The following is a 16,341-nucleotide window of genomic DNA, read 5'->3' on the forward strand; positions in this document are numbered from 1 at the left end:
AGCGCACTATGACTCAGAAAAATTTCGTTGAACTGCGCAACGTCACTAAACGATTTGGCAGCAACACGGTTATCGACAATATCAATCTCACCATTCCGCAGGGGCAAATGGTAACGCTGCTCGGCCCGTCCGGCTGCGGTAAAACCACCATCTTGCGTCTGGTTGCCGGGCTGGAAAAACCGAGCGAAGGACAAATTTTCATTGATAGCGAAGACGTTACCCATCGTTCTATTCAGCAGCGCGATATCTGTATGGTGTTTCAGTCATATGCCCTGTTCCCGCACATGTCGTTAGGGGAGAACGTCGGTTATGGCCTGAAGATGCTCGGCGTGTCGCGCGCGGAGGTGAAAACCCGCGTCAAAGAGGCGCTGGCGATGGTGGATCTGGAGGGATTTGAAGACCGCTTTGTCGATCAGATCTCCGGCGGTCAGCAGCAGCGCGTGGCGCTGGCCCGTGCGTTGATCCTCAAACCGAAAGTGCTGCTGTTTGATGAGCCGTTAAGTAACCTGGACGCCAACCTGCGTCGCAGCATGCGCGACAAGATCCGCGAGCTGCAAAAGCAGTTTGATATCACCTCGCTGTACGTCACCCACGATCAAAGCGAAGCCTTTGCGGTTTCCGATACCGTACTGGTGATGAACAAGGGACACATCATGCAGATCGGCTCGCCGCAGGATCTCTATCGCCAGCCCGCCTCCCGCTTTATGGCGAGCTTTATGGGCGATTCTAACCTGTTCCCGGCCACCTTCAGCGACAGATACGTTGATATCTACGGCTATCATCTGCCGCGCCCACTGCACTTTAGCGATCAAGGCGAGGGCATGGTAGGCGTGCGCCCGGAAGCGATCACGCTCAGCGACCGCGGCGAAGAGAGCCAGCGCTGCGTGATCAGCCATGTCGCGTATATGGGACCCCAATATGAGGTCACGGTGGAGTGGCACGGACAGGAGATTTTATTGCAGGTCAACGCTACGCGTCTGCAGCCGGACGTCGGCGAGCAGTATTATCTCGAAATCCATCCGTACGGCATGTTTGTGCTGGCGGATGCGGCATAAAGTGTTACCCATGTTTCCGGTTCATACCGTATCGCCATCCGGCAAAAAATGCCCGATGGCGGCTTACGTCTTATCGGGCCTGAACTTGAACTTTTAACGCGGCAATATCCGCAGGCGTGGTGCGACAGCACCCGCCAATCAATCGTGCGCCAGCGGCCTGCCACTGTGGCAGATAATCCGCCAGTTGCGCACAAGACTCACCGTGATGATGCCAGGTTTTGCTCGCGGCATCGTACTGCTCGCCCGAATTCGGATACACCACCAGCGGCAGCGCCGTTAAGCCGTGTAAATGCAGCAACGCAGCGGTGGTGTTTTCCAGCGCAATGCAGTTAATACCTAACGCCACCACCTGCGGATAATCCGCCAGCAACGCGACCACGTCACGCAGCGGCGTACCGTCGCTCAGGTGCTCGCTGTCACGCAGAGTAAATGAGAACCAGGCACGCGCACGCGGGTACGCGGTCAACAGCTCAGCCAGTGCGCCAATCTCGACAAAATTCGGCAGGGTTTCGCAGGCCAGCAGATCGGCCCCGGCATCCAGCAATGCTTCCACGCGCGGGCGATGAAACGCCTGGAACGCCTCGGCGCTGCGCTGGTAATCGCCACGGTATTCAGAGCCGTCCGCCAGATACGCGCCGTAAGGTCCGACAGATCCCGCCACCAACAGCGTGCCCGCTTGCGGGTTCTCTGCCAGATACGCTTCACGCGCTTTACGCGCCAGCTCCACGCTTTTGCCAATCAGCGCTTTCGACTGCGCTTCATCCAGGCCTCGCGCGGCAAATCCCGCCGGTGTCGCCTGATAGCTGGCGGTGATCGCGCATTGCGCCCCCGCCCGGTAATAATCAAGATGCACTTCGCGGATAAGCTCCGGGTTTTCTACCAGCACTTTGGCTGACCACAGGCTGTCGGCTAAGTTACACCCTCGCGCTTCCAGCTCCGTCGCCATCGCGCCATCCAGTAACAGGACATCCTGTTTCTCAAGGAGAGCGCGTAACGGATTATTCTGCGACATGTTCTGGCTCCTGTTTTGCGTTACGGGGTTGAGTAAGGAAATATGCACCATAGCACAACGCAACAAACGGTAACCCGCACCACAACGCAATTCTCTGCGCTGGATCGAATGCCAGCCCTACACAGGCCACCAGGCACAACACAAATCCCAATACCGGCACCAGCGGATACCACGGCGCACGATAATGTAATGCACTCAATGCCTTACCCTGTTGCAAATGACGGCGGCGAAAAACAAAGTGCGAGGCGCAGATGCTCAGCCACACCGCCACCACCGCAAACCCGGAGATTGCCGACAGCGCGACAAATACCGTGTCCGGGGCCACCACGCTGGAAAACAACGCCAGTATGCCGCCGAGCATACTGACCGACAGCGCCGTCAGCGGCACGCCGTTTTTCGTTACTCGCGCAAAACAGGCTGGCAGCGTACGTTCATTCGACAGCGACCAGAGCATGCGCCCGGAGGCATACAGCCCGGAGTTCGCCGCAGAAAGAATGGCTGTCAGGATCACGAAGTTAAAAATATCGGCAGCGTACGGAATACCTACCTTCTCAAATACCAGCACAAACGGGCTTTTCTCCACGCCCGCCTGCTGCATCGGGATCAGCGCCGCCAGCACAAACACGGTGCCGATAAAGAAAATAATCAGTCGCGCGATGGTGGTACGAATCGCCACCGGGATCACCTTGCGCGGATTTTCCGTTTCACCGGCGGCAATACCGATAAGCTCAGTTCCCGAAAAAGCAAAGTTCACCGCCACCATCGTCATCAGGATCGGTAAGCCGCCATGCGGGAACCAACCTTCCGCCGTGATATTACTCAGCCCCGGCGCGGGCGAGCCATCCTGCATCGGGATAAAGCCAAAAATCGCTGCCCCGCCGAGGATAATAAAGGCGATGATAGTGACCACTTTCACCAGCGAGAACCAGAACTCCCCTTCGGCAAAAAAGCGCGTGGAGATAACGTTCAGGCCAAAAATAATCACACAGAACACCACGCACCAGACCCATACTGGCACCAACGGAAACCAGTACTGCATACAGAATCCGGCAGCGGTAAAACTCGAACCAAGCGCCACGGTCCAGGTCAGCCAGTAGAGCCAGGCCACGGTATACCCCGTCGCCGGGCCGAGATAGCGCGCGGCATAGACGTGAAACGCCCCGGTCTCCGGCATCGCGACCGACAGCTCGCCCAGACACTGCATAACCAGCCAGACCACCAGCGCGCCAATCAGATAGGCCAGCAGCGTTCCCGCGGCCCCGGTAGTGGAGATGATGTAGCCGGTATTGAAGAATAACCCTGTGCCAATCACGCCGCCTAAGGAGAGCATAATCAGGTGACGCGTTTTCATCGTGCGCTTCAGTGGCGCATTTTGTTGTGTTGTTTGCATATAACCTTCCAAACGTATGGACATCTAAACATCCAAAGAAGGTGTGTTATACCGCGTTTGTTAACACAATGCAAAATCAACCCTGCACCAGACGCAGATGACCGCGCCGGGCGCTTAATATCGGGTGGGGGTTAATTATCAAATATAAAAAGGGCCGCCAGCTCATAACGCCTCCGTTGCCAGGCTTTACATAAACTCTGGCAACGTCATCGCCGGCTGGCGTTCACCCGGAAGTGGGAACCGTATCTCCCCACTCATACAACCGAACGATTGCTTATGAGCCACTGGTCGGGATCGGCATCTGCGATTTACGGCTCATCAGGAAAAATACCGCCAGCCCTGCCAGTAAAATGCCCGGCGCAGAAGCTGCCATCACGCCTACCGTTCCAGTGCCGAGCGCTAACATTTTTCCTGCCAGCAGCGGGCCGCTCATCGCCCCCAGACGCCCAACGGCGACGGCGGTGCCCACGCCTGTCGCGCGGATCTGCGTGCTGTAAAACAGCGGAGCCAGCGCATACAGCACGCTTTGTCCTCCAGTGGCAAACATCCCCGCCACAAATCCAGCCATCAGCATACCGCTCAATGACGACACCGTCCCCAGCGCCAGCAACGAAGCCAACATCCCGGTGTAGATCAGAAGCGACATGACCACCGGGCGCAGTTTGTCCATTAATGCCCCAAGAATTAACGTGCCGCTGGCCGCACCGATTTGCAGAGCAAACATCACGCCAGCCGCCTGCGAGGGCTGAAAGCCCTGCTCCACCAGCAGCATCGGCAGCCAGTTGATCAGCATATACACCACCAGCAGGGTGAAGAAATAGCACAGCCACAGCAGCAGCGTGGCGGTGGCGGTAGCGGGTGCGAACAGGGCGCGCAACGGCGCGGCGGCCACCTGCGTTTGCTGGGCATAAACCTGTGATTCTGGCAGCCAGCGCATCAACAACGGCACCAGCAGCAGCGGGATCACTCCGCCAACCCAGAACACCGTTTGCCAGGCGGCGGCCAGACCGCTAAATCCGAGCGCCGCCGCTAACGCCGCGCCAATCGGCACGCCACAGTACATCAGGCTCACCGCCGTACCGCGAAAACGCGGGCCCGCCGCTTCGGAGGTCAGCGCGATCAGATTCGGCAACGCCGCGCCCAACCCGACGCCGGTCATCAGACGGGCAAACACCAGCGACGAGAAATCCCAGGAAATCGCCGTCGCCAGCGAGAACAGGCCGAACAGCGCCACCGAGGCAATAAGAATACGCTTGCGGCCATAGCGATCGGCCAGCATGCCGCCCACCAGCGCGCCGGGCAGCAGTCCGAGAATGCCCGCACTGAAGATCCAGCCCATCTGCATTTTATCCAGCGCAAACGCCTGGGCGATACCGACGGCAGCGATCCCGGCGGCCTGTAGATCCAGCCCTTCCATCAGGGCAACTAAAAAGCAAAGCCCGACGGTTAACGTCAGGCGGTAAGATGTGGGGGTACGGGTAGTCATAAGATGTACCTCTGAGGTCACGATGCAGGTGAGTCGCGGCTGATACGTTGCCAGCCGCGTAATCATTTTTATTTGCTATTGCGCAGATCCAGCGCCACGTCGACGATCATATCTTCCTGGCCGCCCACCATTCGGCGTTTGCCCAGTTCAACCAGAATATCGACCGCGCTCAGGCCATAACGCGCCGCCGCCACTTCGCAGTGACGCAAGAAGCTGGAGTACACCCCGGCATAGCCCAGTGCCAGCGTTTCGCGATCCACCCGCACCGGACGGTCCTGCAATGGACGCACCAGATCGTCGGCGGCGTCCATCAGCGCATACAGATCGGTGCCGTGCTGCCAGCCGAGCTTATCCGCAGCGGCGATAAACACTTCCAGCGGCGCATTGCCCGCGCCAGCGCCCATACCCGCCAGGCTGGCGTCGATACGGTCGCAGCCCTCTTCCACCGCGGCAATCGAGTTCGACACGCCGAGACTCAGGTTGTGATGCGCATGCATTCCGGTTTCTGTCTCCGGCTTCAGCACCGCTTTCAGGGCGCGGAAGCGGGCGCGAATATCGCTCATATTCATTGCCCCGCCGGAATCGACCACGTAGATACAAGTCGCGCCGTAGTTTTCCATCAGCTTCGCCTGCTGCGCCAGATTCTCCGGCGTGGTCATATGGCTCATCATCAGAAAGCCGACGGTATCCATGCCGAGCTCACGCGCGTACTGAATATGCTGGGCCGACACGTCCGCTTCGGTGCAGTGGGTCGCCACGCGCACCACTCGCGCGCCGGCCTGATACGCGTTTTTCAGGTCATGAAGAGTGCCGATGCCCGGCAGCAACAGCGTGGCGATCTTTGCGTGTTTGACCACGTCTGCTGCCGCTTCAATCCACTCGAGATCGCTGTGCGCGCCAAAGCCGTAGTTAAAGCTGGAACCTTGTAAACCGTCGCCGTGGGCCACCTCAATGGAATCAACCCGCGCGTCGTCCAGCGCTTTGGCAATCTGGCACACGTTTTCCAGCGAGTACTGGTGACGAATCGCATGCATACCGTCGCGCAGGGTCACGTCAGAGATATAGAGTTTTTTACCGTTCATGCTGCTTCTCCTGCCTGACGGGTGAGTGACTGCGCCATCTGCTCAGCGGTTGCCAGCGCGCTGGAAGTCATAATGTCGAGGTTGCCCGCATAGGCGGGTAAATAGTGCGCCGCACCTTCCACTTCCAGATACACCGCGGTTTTCAGCCCGGAAAACTGACCAATACCCGGCAGATTCACCGGTTTATCCTCCGGGATGACTTCAAACTGGACGCGCTGTTTCAGGCGATAGCCTGGCACATACGCCTGCACCGCCGCCGCCATGTCATTAATCGACGCTTCAACTTCAAGCTGGGAGGCCGCTTCGCTCAACACATACACCGTGTCGCGCATCATCAGCGGCGGCTCAGCCGGGTTAAGTACGATAATGGCTTTGCCTTTGGCCGCGCCCCCCACCACTTCAATCGCCTTCGAGGTGGTTTCGGTAAACTCGTCGATATTGGCGCGGGTGCCCGGTCCCGCAGATTTACTGGCGATCGAGGCGATAATTTCGGCGTAATGGACTTTTGCCACGCGAGAAACCGCCGCCACCATCGGGATGGTCGCCTGCCCGCCGCAGGTCACCATATTGACGTTCTGTTGGTCAACGTTAGCCTCCAGGTTCACCACCGGGACGCAGTACGGGCCGATCGCTGCGGGCGTCAGGTCGATCAGACGGATCCCCGGTTTTACGGCGCGCAGCGCGGCGTCATTTTTCACGTGCGCGCCCGCGCTGGTGGCATCAAACACGATGTCGATGTCAGCGAATTCAGGCATCGCAAGAAGCCCCGTCACCCCTTCATGGGTGGTGGCAACGCCCATACGCCGGGCGCGTGCCAGACCGTCGGATTGCGGATCAATCCCCACCATCACCGCCATCTCCAGACGTACGCCGTGACGCAGAATTTTAATCATCAAATCGGTGCCGATGTTGCCAGAGCCGATAATGGCGACTTTACGCTTACTCATGACTGACTTCCTTTTGTAACCGCCGCTGAAAAGGTGGCGGCAACTGAACCAATACCGTCGATATGGGCTTCGAAACGATCGCCCGCATTCACCGCCACCATCGGGCCTAACGCCCCGGTGAGAATAATGTCCCCGGCACGCAGCGGCTCGCCGAGGCTGGCCATTTTGCGCGCCAGCCACACGGCGGCGTTTATCGGATGTCCCAGACATTCGCTACCGCGCCCGCTGGAAACCTCTTCGTTATTGCGCGTCATTTTCATCGCGCAGTTTTTCAGATCTAACCCTGCCGGACGCTGTGCCGGACCGCCGACCACATACACGCCACAGGAGGCGTTATCCGCCACGGTATCAACAAACTTGATCGACCAGTCGCGAATACGGCTGCCGACCACTTCCAGCGCGGGTAGCACCCACTCGATGGCGTTGTACAGCTCGTCAAAGGTGGTATCGACATTGGGCAGATCGCGGTTCAGCACCAGCGCAATCTCCGCTTCAATACGCGGTTGTAGCACGCGGGCAAACGCAATGGTGTCGTTGTCGCCGTAGCACATGTCGGCGAACAGCGTGCCGAAGTCAGGCTGATCGACGCCCAGCTGCTGTTGCACTTTCGGGTGCGTCAGTCCCACTTTGCGCCCGACGACGCGACGCCCTCGCGCCACGTCATACTGCACATTGATACGCTGAATGGCGTAGGCCGCTTCGGCGTTATCCACGCCGATCAGTTCACGCAACGGGGCGATAGCGTCCCCTTTTTCCTCAGCCTGACGTAAATCGGCGGCTAACTGCTCAAGATTAAGATTCGTCATGTCCGTTCCTTAAGGGCGTGCGAGGAAGTTCAGCACCAACTGGTTAAAAGCATCCGCATGTTCCCACTGTGCCCAGTGCCCGCAGTCGCGGTAGATGTGCAGCTCAGACCCGGCAATCCCGGAGAGCAGGCGCAGGCCGGCGTCCATCGGCACAAAGCGGTCGTTGCGTCCCCAGACAATCAGGGTCTGGGCTTTGATTTCCCCCAGGCGCGGGCTGAAATCCGGAAACTGTTTCGGGTTGGCTTCAAGGCTGCGGACAAAGTTTTCCAGGTGATCGCGACGCGACAGCATGTTATTCAGACGCGCCTCAAACAGCGCCTCGGTCAGGTCGCTGGTGTCGAAGACAAAGATCTCCATCATCAGCTTCAGGTTCTCGATGGTCGGTTCGCGGTACAGCTGATTCAGGCGCTTGATGCCTTCGGTCGGCATCGGGGTAAACAGGCTCATACCCCCCGTCCCGCCGCCCATCAGCACCAGCTTACCCACACGCTCCGGCCAGCTCAGGGTGAACGCCACGGCACTGTGGCCCCCCATCGAGTTGCCCAGCAGATGGATTTTCTGAATATCCAACTGATCGACCACGCTTTTCAGGATGCGAGCATTGAGATCGGATCGCGAACCGCGGTTAACGATGCCATCGCTTTTGCCCCAGCCAGGACAATCCAGCAGGATCACCCGGTATCCAGCCTCCACCAGCGGATCGATATTGCGGCTGAAGTTCGCCCAGCCCGTCGCACCCGGACCAGATCCATGCAACAGCACGACGGTCTCTTCGCCCTGCCCACAGTCATTGAAATGCACGCGCAGCGTTTCGCCTGCTTCCTGCACCTGCAGAAAACGACTGGTTGCGGCTTCGGTTTGCGGTTGGTAAGTCATGATGTTCTCCTGCATATTCAGTTCTGTTTCAATTCTGTGTGGTGGCGCTCAGGGAGCCGAATCCAGCGATCCACTCTGGGATCGGGCGGTAATAACGGCCTTCGCTGCGCCAGTTGCCAAAGGCAGAAATAGCGGCGAAGGCAGCAACCCAGGTTTTAACTTCGTGCGTTGATTTGCCCGCCATCGCGGACAGTTCTTCGTTACTGACCGCGTCCAGCTCCTGCAAACGCCCCTGTTCAAGCAGCGTCATAAAGCGGTTATCCCAGACAGGATTAAGCGGATGCAGCGTGTTTTGATCGGCCACAAACTTCTCGGCGGCGCTGATCACCCGCTGCTGGCGCAGCTCGCGCTCGTTTTCAGGCAGTTGTTTACCGCTGCCGAGCAGGCGGTCGCGCATATGGGCATCGGCCTTCGCCAGCTCCGGGACCGGCGGCTGATGCGACAGGCCGCCGGAGCCTAAAAACAGCACACGCTGATTCAGCGAGCTGGCGAATCGGCCAATCGCTTCACCGAGCATGCGGGTACGCTGAAAGCCCGGCAGCGGCGTGGCGACGCCGTTAATAAACACCGGCAGCACCGGCACGTTATCCAGACCGCCGAGCAAAAACTCCAGCGGCTGCGCGAAGCCGTGATCGACCTGCATGTTGTAGGACACGGCGAGATCGATGCCGCTTTTCATTACCGCGTGGGCGCAGGCTTCAGCGAGATCTGTCGGCACCGGCAGTTCCCCCGCCGCGCTGCCGAAATCGCCGATCGCCGTAGCGCCTACGCCTAAACAGAACGGCGGCATCACGTCGTAGAAAAATCCGTTGTAGTGATCGGGGGCAAACAGCACCACCAGTTCAGGGTCGAACGCCGCAATACGTGCCCGGGCGCTGGCGATCACACCGTTAACCTCGTCGAGCACGGCCTGCGCCGGGTCGACGTAACCCACCAGCGGCGAGTGGGAAAGACAGTGAAGATAAGCGTGCATATCAGGCCACCTTTTCAGCGAGAATGTGGGCATTAACGCGGGTGAGCGTCATCACCGACGCCAGTTTATTCAGGGTACTGCCCAGGGTTTGCGGAATGGCGATGGCGGCTACAAAGCGGTCCGGGCGCATCACCACCAGCGCGGCGTTGTGCTGGGCAAACCACGCGCGCAGGCGGTTTTGCGTATCGCCAATGCGGGTAACGCCGTCGTGGTTATCCTGATCGGTTTGTATCTGTGTATCCGGCACCACCTGGATAAACTGCGTCCCCAGCGCCTGCCACTGTTGGATCTGCGCCTCGCTCATGCCCCACAGCGGGTTACAGCCCCAACCGATCACCGCGAAATTCGGCCCGATGACGTTGTCGAGCAGCGTCACTTCACCCGATTCCAGCGTTACCTTCGGCTGGATAAACATCTTGCCAACGGGAGAGGTTTTCGCGTCGCCTTCACGCACCAGCGCCCCGCCGTGGTACTGCGGCATCGGCTTAAAGCGCATTTCAAGGAAGTAGCGTTTGACCGGCGGAATGTAGTTCAGCAGCCAGGAAACCCCGTCGCGCACCGCGCCGTGCCAGCGTTTCGGCGGCGCAAGTACGTTGCCTGCGGTCACCGAGAGATCGATCATCGCTTTGGCGTGGTCGCGGCGTTCCTGCTGGTAGGTATCCAACAGCGCATCACCGGCTTTACCCTCAATCACCAGCGCCAGTTTCCACGCCAGATTGAAGGCATCGCGCATGCCACTGTTGTACCCCTGCCCCTGCCAGACCGGCATAATGTGCGCCGCATCGCCCGCCAGCAGCACGCGGTCAATGCGAAAACGTTCGGCCAAACGTGCGTTATGGGTATATACGCGCTGGCGGATCAGCTCGACGTTGTCCGGGTTCGGCAGCACTTTGCTCAAAAGCTGGCGCATATTCTGCGGTTCGCTGAGCTGCGCTTCGGTTTCCCCTGGCATTACCATAAATTCAAAGCGGCGCACCGCGTGCGGCAGCGCGGCGGAGACATACGGGCGCACCGGATCGCAGCACAGATACACATGCGGCGTGCTGAGCGGATCGTTAGCGATATCCACCACAATCCACTGATTCGGCGCGGTTTTGCCTTCAAATGGCACATTCAGCGAACGTCTGACGTTGCTGGCCCCACCGTCGCAGGCCACCAGCCACTGGGCTTTCACCGTTTCACGCTGGCCATCCGGCGCTTTCAGGTTCAATGTCACTTCACCATTTTGCTGGCTGAAGGCTTCCAGTTCGCGGGAGAACAGGCAGCGCACGTTGGGAAAACGCGACAGCCCTTCCAGCATCACCGCGTCTACCTGCGGCTGAATAAACGCGTTGCGGCGCGACCAGCCAAATTCGTCAGTCATCGGCTGGATATCAGCAAAACAGCGCCCTTTCGGGGTGAGAAAGCGCATCGCATGCCACGGCGTGGTGTGCGGCAGAACATTTTCGACCAGACCGACGGACTGCATGGTGCGCAGCGCTTCATCGTCAATGCCGATGGCGCGAGGATAGTCGATAAGGGTATCGAGCTTCTCCACCACCAACACCTCAATGCCCATCTGGCCAAGATAGTTCGCCATCATCAGCCCTACCGGACCGGCTCCGGCAATCGCTACCTGCACGGTGTGCTGCACAGCGGGTTGGATATCTGGATTTATTGTTGTCATTTCAGAACCTCACTACTCGGACAAAATGCAATTGCAGACCCTGGTGAGGCGCAATTGTTTTTTTGTTAAAAGAATGTGAATAATTTTTTATTGTGCGGTCAGTATAGAAGTGAGTTTTTGCGCTACAATCAAAACATGCCTAGGTGTGCACTAAGTGCACAACGTTGTTTTAACTGTATATTTGTCAATAAATATGAAAAGTGACGACAGTACCGAATACAAAACCGTGCGCGGGTTAACGCGCGGACTAATGTTATTAAATATGTTAAATCGTCTCGACGGCGGGGCCAGCGTTGGCCTGCTGGCAGAGCTGAGCGGCCTGCACCGCACCACGGTCAGGCGACTACTGGAAACCCTGCAGGATGAGGGTTACGTCCGGCGCAGTCTGTCCGATGACAGCTTTCGCTTAACCATTAAGGTCCGTCAGCTCAGTGAGGGATTTCGTGACGAGCAGTGGATTTCTGCGCTCGCCGCCCCGCTGTTGGGAGATTTGCTGCGGGAGGTCATCTGGCCGACCGACGTTTCCACGCTGGATGTGGACGCGATGGTGGTGCGTGAAACCACCCATCGCTTCAGCCGCCTGTCGTTTCACCGGGCGATGGTCGGGCGTCGTTTGCCGCTGCTGAAAACCGCATCCGGCCTGACCTGGCTGGCATTTAGCCCGGAGAATGAACGTCAGGAACTGATTGAAATGCTGGCTTCACGACCAGGAGATGAGTTCCAGTTGGCGCGCGAACCGCTGAAGCTCGACGCCATTTTGAGCCGTGCGCGAAAAGACGGTTTTGGCCAGAACTTTCGCGGTTGGGATCAGGAGGAGAAAATCGCCTCCATCGCCGTCCCCATTCGCAGTGAACAGCGGGTGATCGGCTGCCTGAATCTGGTGTATATGGCCAGCGCCATGACCATCGAACTGGCCGCGGAAAAACATCTTCCGGCCTTACAAAAGGTGGCGAAACAGATAGAGGACGGCGTTGAGTCGCAGGAGATTTTGGTTGCCGGGAGGTGAGATGGATCACAGTTAAGCGGATCATCGGATTAATAGCTGAGATAACTCACTCACCGACCGATATAACACAGTGGCGTCTTGCCCTAAATATATCTTCATCACATAGTGTGCATTCGTTTTCTGCCAGGAGGCTGCATGTTAAAGGTCATTGCCGAAGATTTCATCAAACCTGAGTATATTGAAACCGTTCTCCCTTGGTACCGTGAGCTAATATCGGCGACGAAGAAAGAACCGCAATGCATTGCTTATGACCTCTATATTGATGAAAAAGATCCGGGGCATTTTATTTTTATCGAAGAATGGCCAAATCACGCGGCTCTCGATGAACATTGTGCCAGTGAGCATTTCCGGCGACTTGTGCCATTAATCGATCAATACACGCGCCAGGAAGCACGTTACATACTGATGGATGACGTGGTAAATCCAGGTGCCTCGTCAAAATAAAAAAACAGAATGGAATTTGCTATTTGGCTCAAATGGATATTCCCTTCTGACAAAAATACGCATAAAAAAACCGAAACCCCGCTTCTGAAAAGAGCTGGATTTCGGTTTTCATTCACTCTGAAGGGCTTCAGACCTTAAGCAGTTTCACCGTCTCGTCGATGTCGATTTCATCTTCCGAGAAGATCAGCGTCGTGCCCTGGAAGGTGGTGATGGCCAGCTTTTTCAGCGTGCGCATTTCACCAGGCTTCACGTCTGATTTCGGTCGGATGCTGTTCATCAGCACACCAACGGACAGCACCGCATTTTCTTTGTCGATACGAGTCTCAGCAGGGACTTCTTCGCTGTAGACCAGGTAAGACTTGATCGCCGTGAGCTTCAGACGCTCACCCGCGATATAGATGTATTTGCTGTCGGGTATGACTTTTACCGCGTAGGCAGATAAGCCTTTGTTGTTAGTGGTGGGCTCAAAGGTCACCGCCGCGTCTTTCTTGATCAGCTCAGGATTAGCAACCTTAATCACATGAAAATAGCGGTTGTCGCCGTTTTCATCTTTGATAAATCCAAAGCCTTTATCTTTAAACCACGTTGTGATTGTTCCGTTCATTGCTGTTTCCGCCTGATTAAACCTATTACTTGTAGAGTATACCTACTCAATTTGCGCGCAGTGTAAAACACAGGCCATGTCTTTGGCTACTCGTTACCCCAACGATTGAGGAACTCCGCGATATCATCGATACGCTGTGCGTCGACTCCAGCCTCGGTTGCCATCTCCTGCTGCGCTTCTTCGCTGATCTCTTCATTGTTCATCAAACGAGTGATCAACTGCTGGAAGTAGTGTGCCAGTACGTCGCGTTCTGTATCGCTCACCGGCTTTGCCGCTTCAGTCGCGTATTCGTCGGCGATATCATAAAATTTTAGCGGAATGTCGTTGTTCATCGGGTGCTCCGGGGTAAATGCGTGTGCCAGCAGTTGCCTGCCGCGTCTGGTGTGAATGATAGCATTCTTATTTCATGGTTCGCGATCTGTTTTATTGGCTGCAATACGTTGCATATATCAACACTATTTTCTGGAGCCGCTTCGTATTTAATAAATCAGCCCTTATTTAAATGACTGTGTTTTTATTCAGCTCGGTATAACAGCCACAGGTTAAATAGTGTAGTAACGAAGGAAAGTAGTTAAAGTCTTTTCCCGGAGCATTAAATGATTTAGGGGATATTCCGGTGATTAAACAGCAAAAAATAATGATTCCCCTGCTAGCCTGCTAAGCGAAGCGCCATCGAGCATTTATCCTCGCCGCCACTCCCCCTCCAGGATGGCGGCCAGACCGCGAGTCCATCCCTTCGATTGGCGTCCAATTATTTTTCCATTCCCTACGCTTGCTTCTAACCACCCAATTACAGGTGTAGAGTCAGCACCTAAATTACCTACAATATTTAGCGCCTTATTTCGAGCACTTTCCCAGTTTTTCTCAGACTTTAATATTGTTTCAATTCGAGTTACTGAGCCAGGTACTATCTAACCTGGCAATATAATGCAAGCCAGCAAACCACCTGGCGCTTCAAGCGCAACCTGGTTCCCTGATGAAGCGTCTTTAACTGTGTCCGCTATCGCCGACCAGGTTTCACTCTTCATCAGCGCAGTAACCGTATCCGCCACCACCTGATTCTTCCCGGCCAGGTCACTCATGGCCTTGCTGCAGTAACTATCACCCGCAGCACAGGCTGCCAGCGCCATGGCCGCATCAGCAACATAATCCGCTGAGCCTAGTGCTGCATCACCGGTATCAGCGAGGGCATTGATAATACCGTTCGCGATGGAAGAGGTTGTACCGTCACCCAGCTTTTCCCTGACTTGATTTTTCAGCGATTCAGCGGCCTGTTTCGCCGCTTCACGGGCCCGGTCACCACTGAGCGAGTTATTCTCAACAACTATTATTTCCTATGACGCTCATGCAATTTATTTTTCAACCATACTCCAGCACCTAATACTACTCCTGCGATGCTCCCTTTTTTCAATGCGATATATAATGCCTCTTCCCATGAAAAAAGGAATGCCCCATCCTTGAAGTAGAAAATTGTTGACACTCCTAGTTGGCATATGAAAAGAACAACAGAGATTAAGGCAGTACAGTACACAACCAAGAAAAGAAGCCAAAGGGTACCAACCTTGCTGAAGAGATTCATTGCTTCTTCTCCCGCTTGTCTAATTCATCTTTTACAGCTTTTCCTGTAAGTTCAGAAGCAGTAGAACCTGTAACTGCACCAATAACATCCTTTGTCACTTGATCAGTTACCGGAGACAATGAATCAACAACTTTTCCCCTAAACTACCAGCCGCACTACCAAAGCCAGTACTTATCACAGAGTTAGTCGGATCTTCCCCTTTAATCGCACTGCCAATCGCAGCACCTCCCATATTGATCGCTGCTGATGCCTGCCAACTTTTACCTGTAGTCGCGGCAGCTGTCACACCGGCGAGAATTGCATCAACATAGCTGAAAGGATCATTCCCGCTAAGTTGTACGCCCGTATTCACGCCCACACCGATTGCCGCATTAACCGCCATACCTTCTTTTATTGTGGTGCCAAGGACACTGCTGCCAAATAACAATACCGGGTCTCCAATACTGGCATTGGATTTATGATAACCCCATGTATTCATGATGGTTTGTGCTTTCTGCTGCGCCTCTGTCTGTGGCGCTGACTTCATATAATCCTGCCCAGTCAGCATTCCTGCGATCAGCTCTTTAGTTACTGCCTCACCATATTTAGCCTGCATGTCAGATGCATATATTTTCAAATAACTTACCAACTCGGTTCGCTCTGCCGTGCTCAACTCCGCTGGTTCTTTATTGAACTTAGCAACCAGTGCATCGCTACGTTTATCGGCATTCTCAAGTTGTAAAAACTCTTTCGCGGTTTGCAGGGATTTATCGCCTTTTAAGACTTTCTCTGCCAAAGCATCACGTTTTTCCGAGGAGGTACTGCTCAGGAAATTATTCTCAACAACAACTCGCTCCGGTGTACATTGCTGTGATGATAACGGTTTTTCCCTGTTCTTTCCGTGAGTTACAACCGGTCTTTCCTGTTGCATTTTCTCCACGGGCTTTTTTTGCGTTGTTACCCCGTCCCGCTGTTGAGAGGAAAACCGTGTAAAGCTGTGGCAGATGACGCGCAAAAAAAAATCCCGGCATAAGGGTCGGGATTTGCGAGCTTTCCCACTATTTCTTGATTCCTAAACGGAACATATCAGTTGGGAATAAAGGTTGTATTATCACTTCATCATTAAAAATGAATAATTTGGGCGATAAAGCTGTTACGTCATAGATATTTTCAGCGATTAATCTTAGATTTGACCTAAAAACTGGAATACTTGCATCATCTGCAAAGACAAACATGTCATCATTTTTTACAGAGTTTGCACTCAATAGCTCATCAAAACTCTCATAATCAGAATGCCTGATCTCTGACCAAGTAACACTTCCTTTCGCGAGAGGATACTTATTTAAAATGCCCAGAGCCTCCTGCTGAGCCAGCCCCTCTACTATATTAAAATCAGCACTCAGTGCTTCCCGACACTCATCAAATAAAGTCATTTG

General features: G+C 55.3%; 16 protein-coding genes and 1 pseudogene. 3 read left to right on the forward strand and 14 right to left on the reverse strand.

All coding sequences use genetic code 11. The features are described 5' to 3' along the window. Positions 1-8: 8 nt before the first annotated feature. Positions 9-1,055 (forward strand): ferric ABC transporter ATP-binding protein, encoded by a 1,047-nt coding sequence (gene fbpC / locus O6D90_RS18195; protein ID WP_016155819.1) that lies wholly within the window; start codon positions 9-11, stop codon positions 1,053-1,055. Between the two features lie 70 nt (positions 1,056-1,125). Here fbpC and mmuM read toward each other — a convergent pair whose 3' ends face one another. The 9 genes from mmuM to O6D90_RS18240 form a co-directional block, all read right to left on the reverse strand. Next, positions 1,126-2,067: a homocysteine S-methyltransferase gene (mmuM, locus tag O6D90_RS18200; RefSeq protein WP_016155818.1), complete on the reverse strand. Its 942-nt coding sequence runs from the start codon at positions 2,065-2,067 to the stop codon at positions 1,126-1,128. Beyond that, positions 2,054-3,457: an S-methylmethionine permease gene (mmuP, locus tag O6D90_RS18205; RefSeq protein ID WP_032931277.1), complete on the reverse strand. Its 1,404-nt coding sequence runs from the start codon at positions 3,455-3,457 to the stop codon at positions 2,054-2,056. The genes mmuM and mmuP overlap by 14 nt, the downstream gene beginning before the upstream one ends. A gap of 274 nt (positions 3,458-3,731) precedes the next feature. Next, positions 3,732-4,943, reverse strand: a complete 1,212-nt coding sequence (gene mhpT / locus O6D90_RS18210) for a 3-(3-hydroxy-phenyl)propionate transporter MhpT (protein ID WP_016155816.1) — start codon at positions 4,941-4,943, stop codon at positions 3,732-3,734. 68 nt (positions 4,944-5,011) lie between these two features. Continuing rightward, positions 5,012-6,025: a 4-hydroxy-2-oxovalerate aldolase gene (gene mhpE / locus O6D90_RS18215; RefSeq protein WP_016155815.1), complete on the reverse strand. Its 1,014-nt coding sequence runs from the start codon at positions 6,023-6,025 to the stop codon at positions 5,012-5,014. After that, positions 6,022-6,972 carry an acetaldehyde dehydrogenase gene (gene mhpF / locus O6D90_RS18220; protein WP_016151975.1) on the reverse strand — a complete coding sequence of 317 codons (951 nt, stop codon included), beginning with the start codon at positions 6,970-6,972 and terminating at the stop codon, positions 6,022-6,024. Before mhpF ends, mhpE begins: the two co-directional genes overlap by 4 nt. Then, a complete protein-coding gene (gene mhpD / locus O6D90_RS18225) occupies positions 6,969-7,778 on the reverse strand; it encodes a 2-keto-4-pentenoate hydratase (RefSeq protein ID WP_016155814.1) in 810 nt (269 codons plus the stop codon). Before mhpD ends, mhpF begins: the two co-directional genes overlap by 4 nt. 9 nt (positions 7,779-7,787) lie before the next feature. Then, positions 7,788-8,654, reverse strand: coding sequence for a 2-hydroxy-6-oxonona-2,4-dienedioate hydrolase (gene mhpC, locus O6D90_RS18230; RefSeq protein WP_016155813.1), 867 nt, complete (start codon positions 8,652-8,654; stop codon positions 7,788-7,790). 28 nt (positions 8,655-8,682) lie between these two features. After that, positions 8,683-9,627 (reverse strand): 2,3-dihydroxyphenylpropionate/2,3-dihydroxicinnamic acid 1,2-dioxygenase, encoded by a 945-nt coding sequence (gene mhpB / locus O6D90_RS18235; protein ID WP_016151972.1) that lies wholly within the window; start codon positions 9,625-9,627, stop codon positions 8,683-8,685. 1 nt (position 9,628) lies between these two features. Then, positions 9,629-11,293: a bifunctional 3-(3-hydroxy-phenyl)propionate/3-hydroxycinnamic acid hydroxylase gene (locus O6D90_RS18240; protein WP_016155812.1), complete on the reverse strand. Its 1,665-nt coding sequence runs from the start codon at positions 11,291-11,293 to the stop codon at positions 9,629-9,631. 193 nt (positions 11,294-11,486) lie between these two features. Here O6D90_RS18240 and O6D90_RS18245 point away from each other — a divergent pair, with 193 nt between their 5' ends. Together O6D90_RS18245 and O6D90_RS18250 are read left to right on the forward strand one after the other, a co-directional pair. After that, positions 11,487-12,299, forward strand: a complete 813-nt coding sequence (locus tag O6D90_RS18245; protein WP_016155811.1) for a DNA-binding transcriptional regulator — start codon at positions 11,487-11,489, stop codon at positions 12,297-12,299. Positions 12,300-12,434: 135 nt separating this feature from the next. After that, positions 12,435-12,743, forward strand: coding sequence for a putative quinol monooxygenase (locus tag O6D90_RS18250; RefSeq protein WP_016155810.1), 309 nt, complete (start codon positions 12,435-12,437; stop codon positions 12,741-12,743). 127 nt (positions 12,744-12,870) lie between these two features. Here O6D90_RS18250 and O6D90_RS18255 read toward each other — a convergent pair whose 3' ends face one another. The 5 genes and pseudogenes from O6D90_RS18255 to O6D90_RS18275 form a co-directional block, all read right to left on the reverse strand. Then, on the reverse strand, positions 12,871-13,347 hold the full coding sequence (locus O6D90_RS18255) for a cold-shock protein (RefSeq protein ID WP_016151966.1): 477 nt from the start codon (positions 13,345-13,347) through the stop codon (positions 12,871-12,873). A gap of 86 nt (positions 13,348-13,433) precedes the next feature. Further along, entirely contained in the window at positions 13,434-13,679 is a 246-nt protein-coding gene (locus O6D90_RS18260; protein WP_016155809.1) for a YmjA family protein, read from the reverse strand. Between the two features lie 396 nt (positions 13,680-14,075). Then, a pseudogene (locus O6D90_RS26395) lies at positions 14,076-14,666 on the reverse strand (hypothetical protein); the annotation flags it as partial. Between the two features lie 366 nt (positions 14,667-15,032). Continuing rightward, the gene (locus tag O6D90_RS18270; protein WP_225836840.1) at positions 15,033-15,836 is read right to left on the reverse strand and encodes a hypothetical protein; all 804 of its coding nucleotides are present in this window, start codon (positions 15,834-15,836) and stop codon (positions 15,033-15,035) included. 127 nt (positions 15,837-15,963) lie between these two features. Further along, positions 15,964-16,338 carry a hypothetical protein gene (locus O6D90_RS18275; protein WP_000171782.1) on the reverse strand — a complete coding sequence of 125 codons (375 nt, stop codon included), beginning with the start codon at positions 16,336-16,338 and terminating at the stop codon, positions 15,964-15,966. Positions 16,339-16,341 lie beyond the last annotated feature (3 nt).

The sequence above is a fragment of the Citrobacter sp. 21OH12SH02A-Citro genome, assembly GCF_027919895.1.
Taxonomy (GTDB): domain Bacteria; phylum Pseudomonadota; class Gammaproteobacteria; order Enterobacterales; family Enterobacteriaceae; genus Citrobacter; species Citrobacter braakii.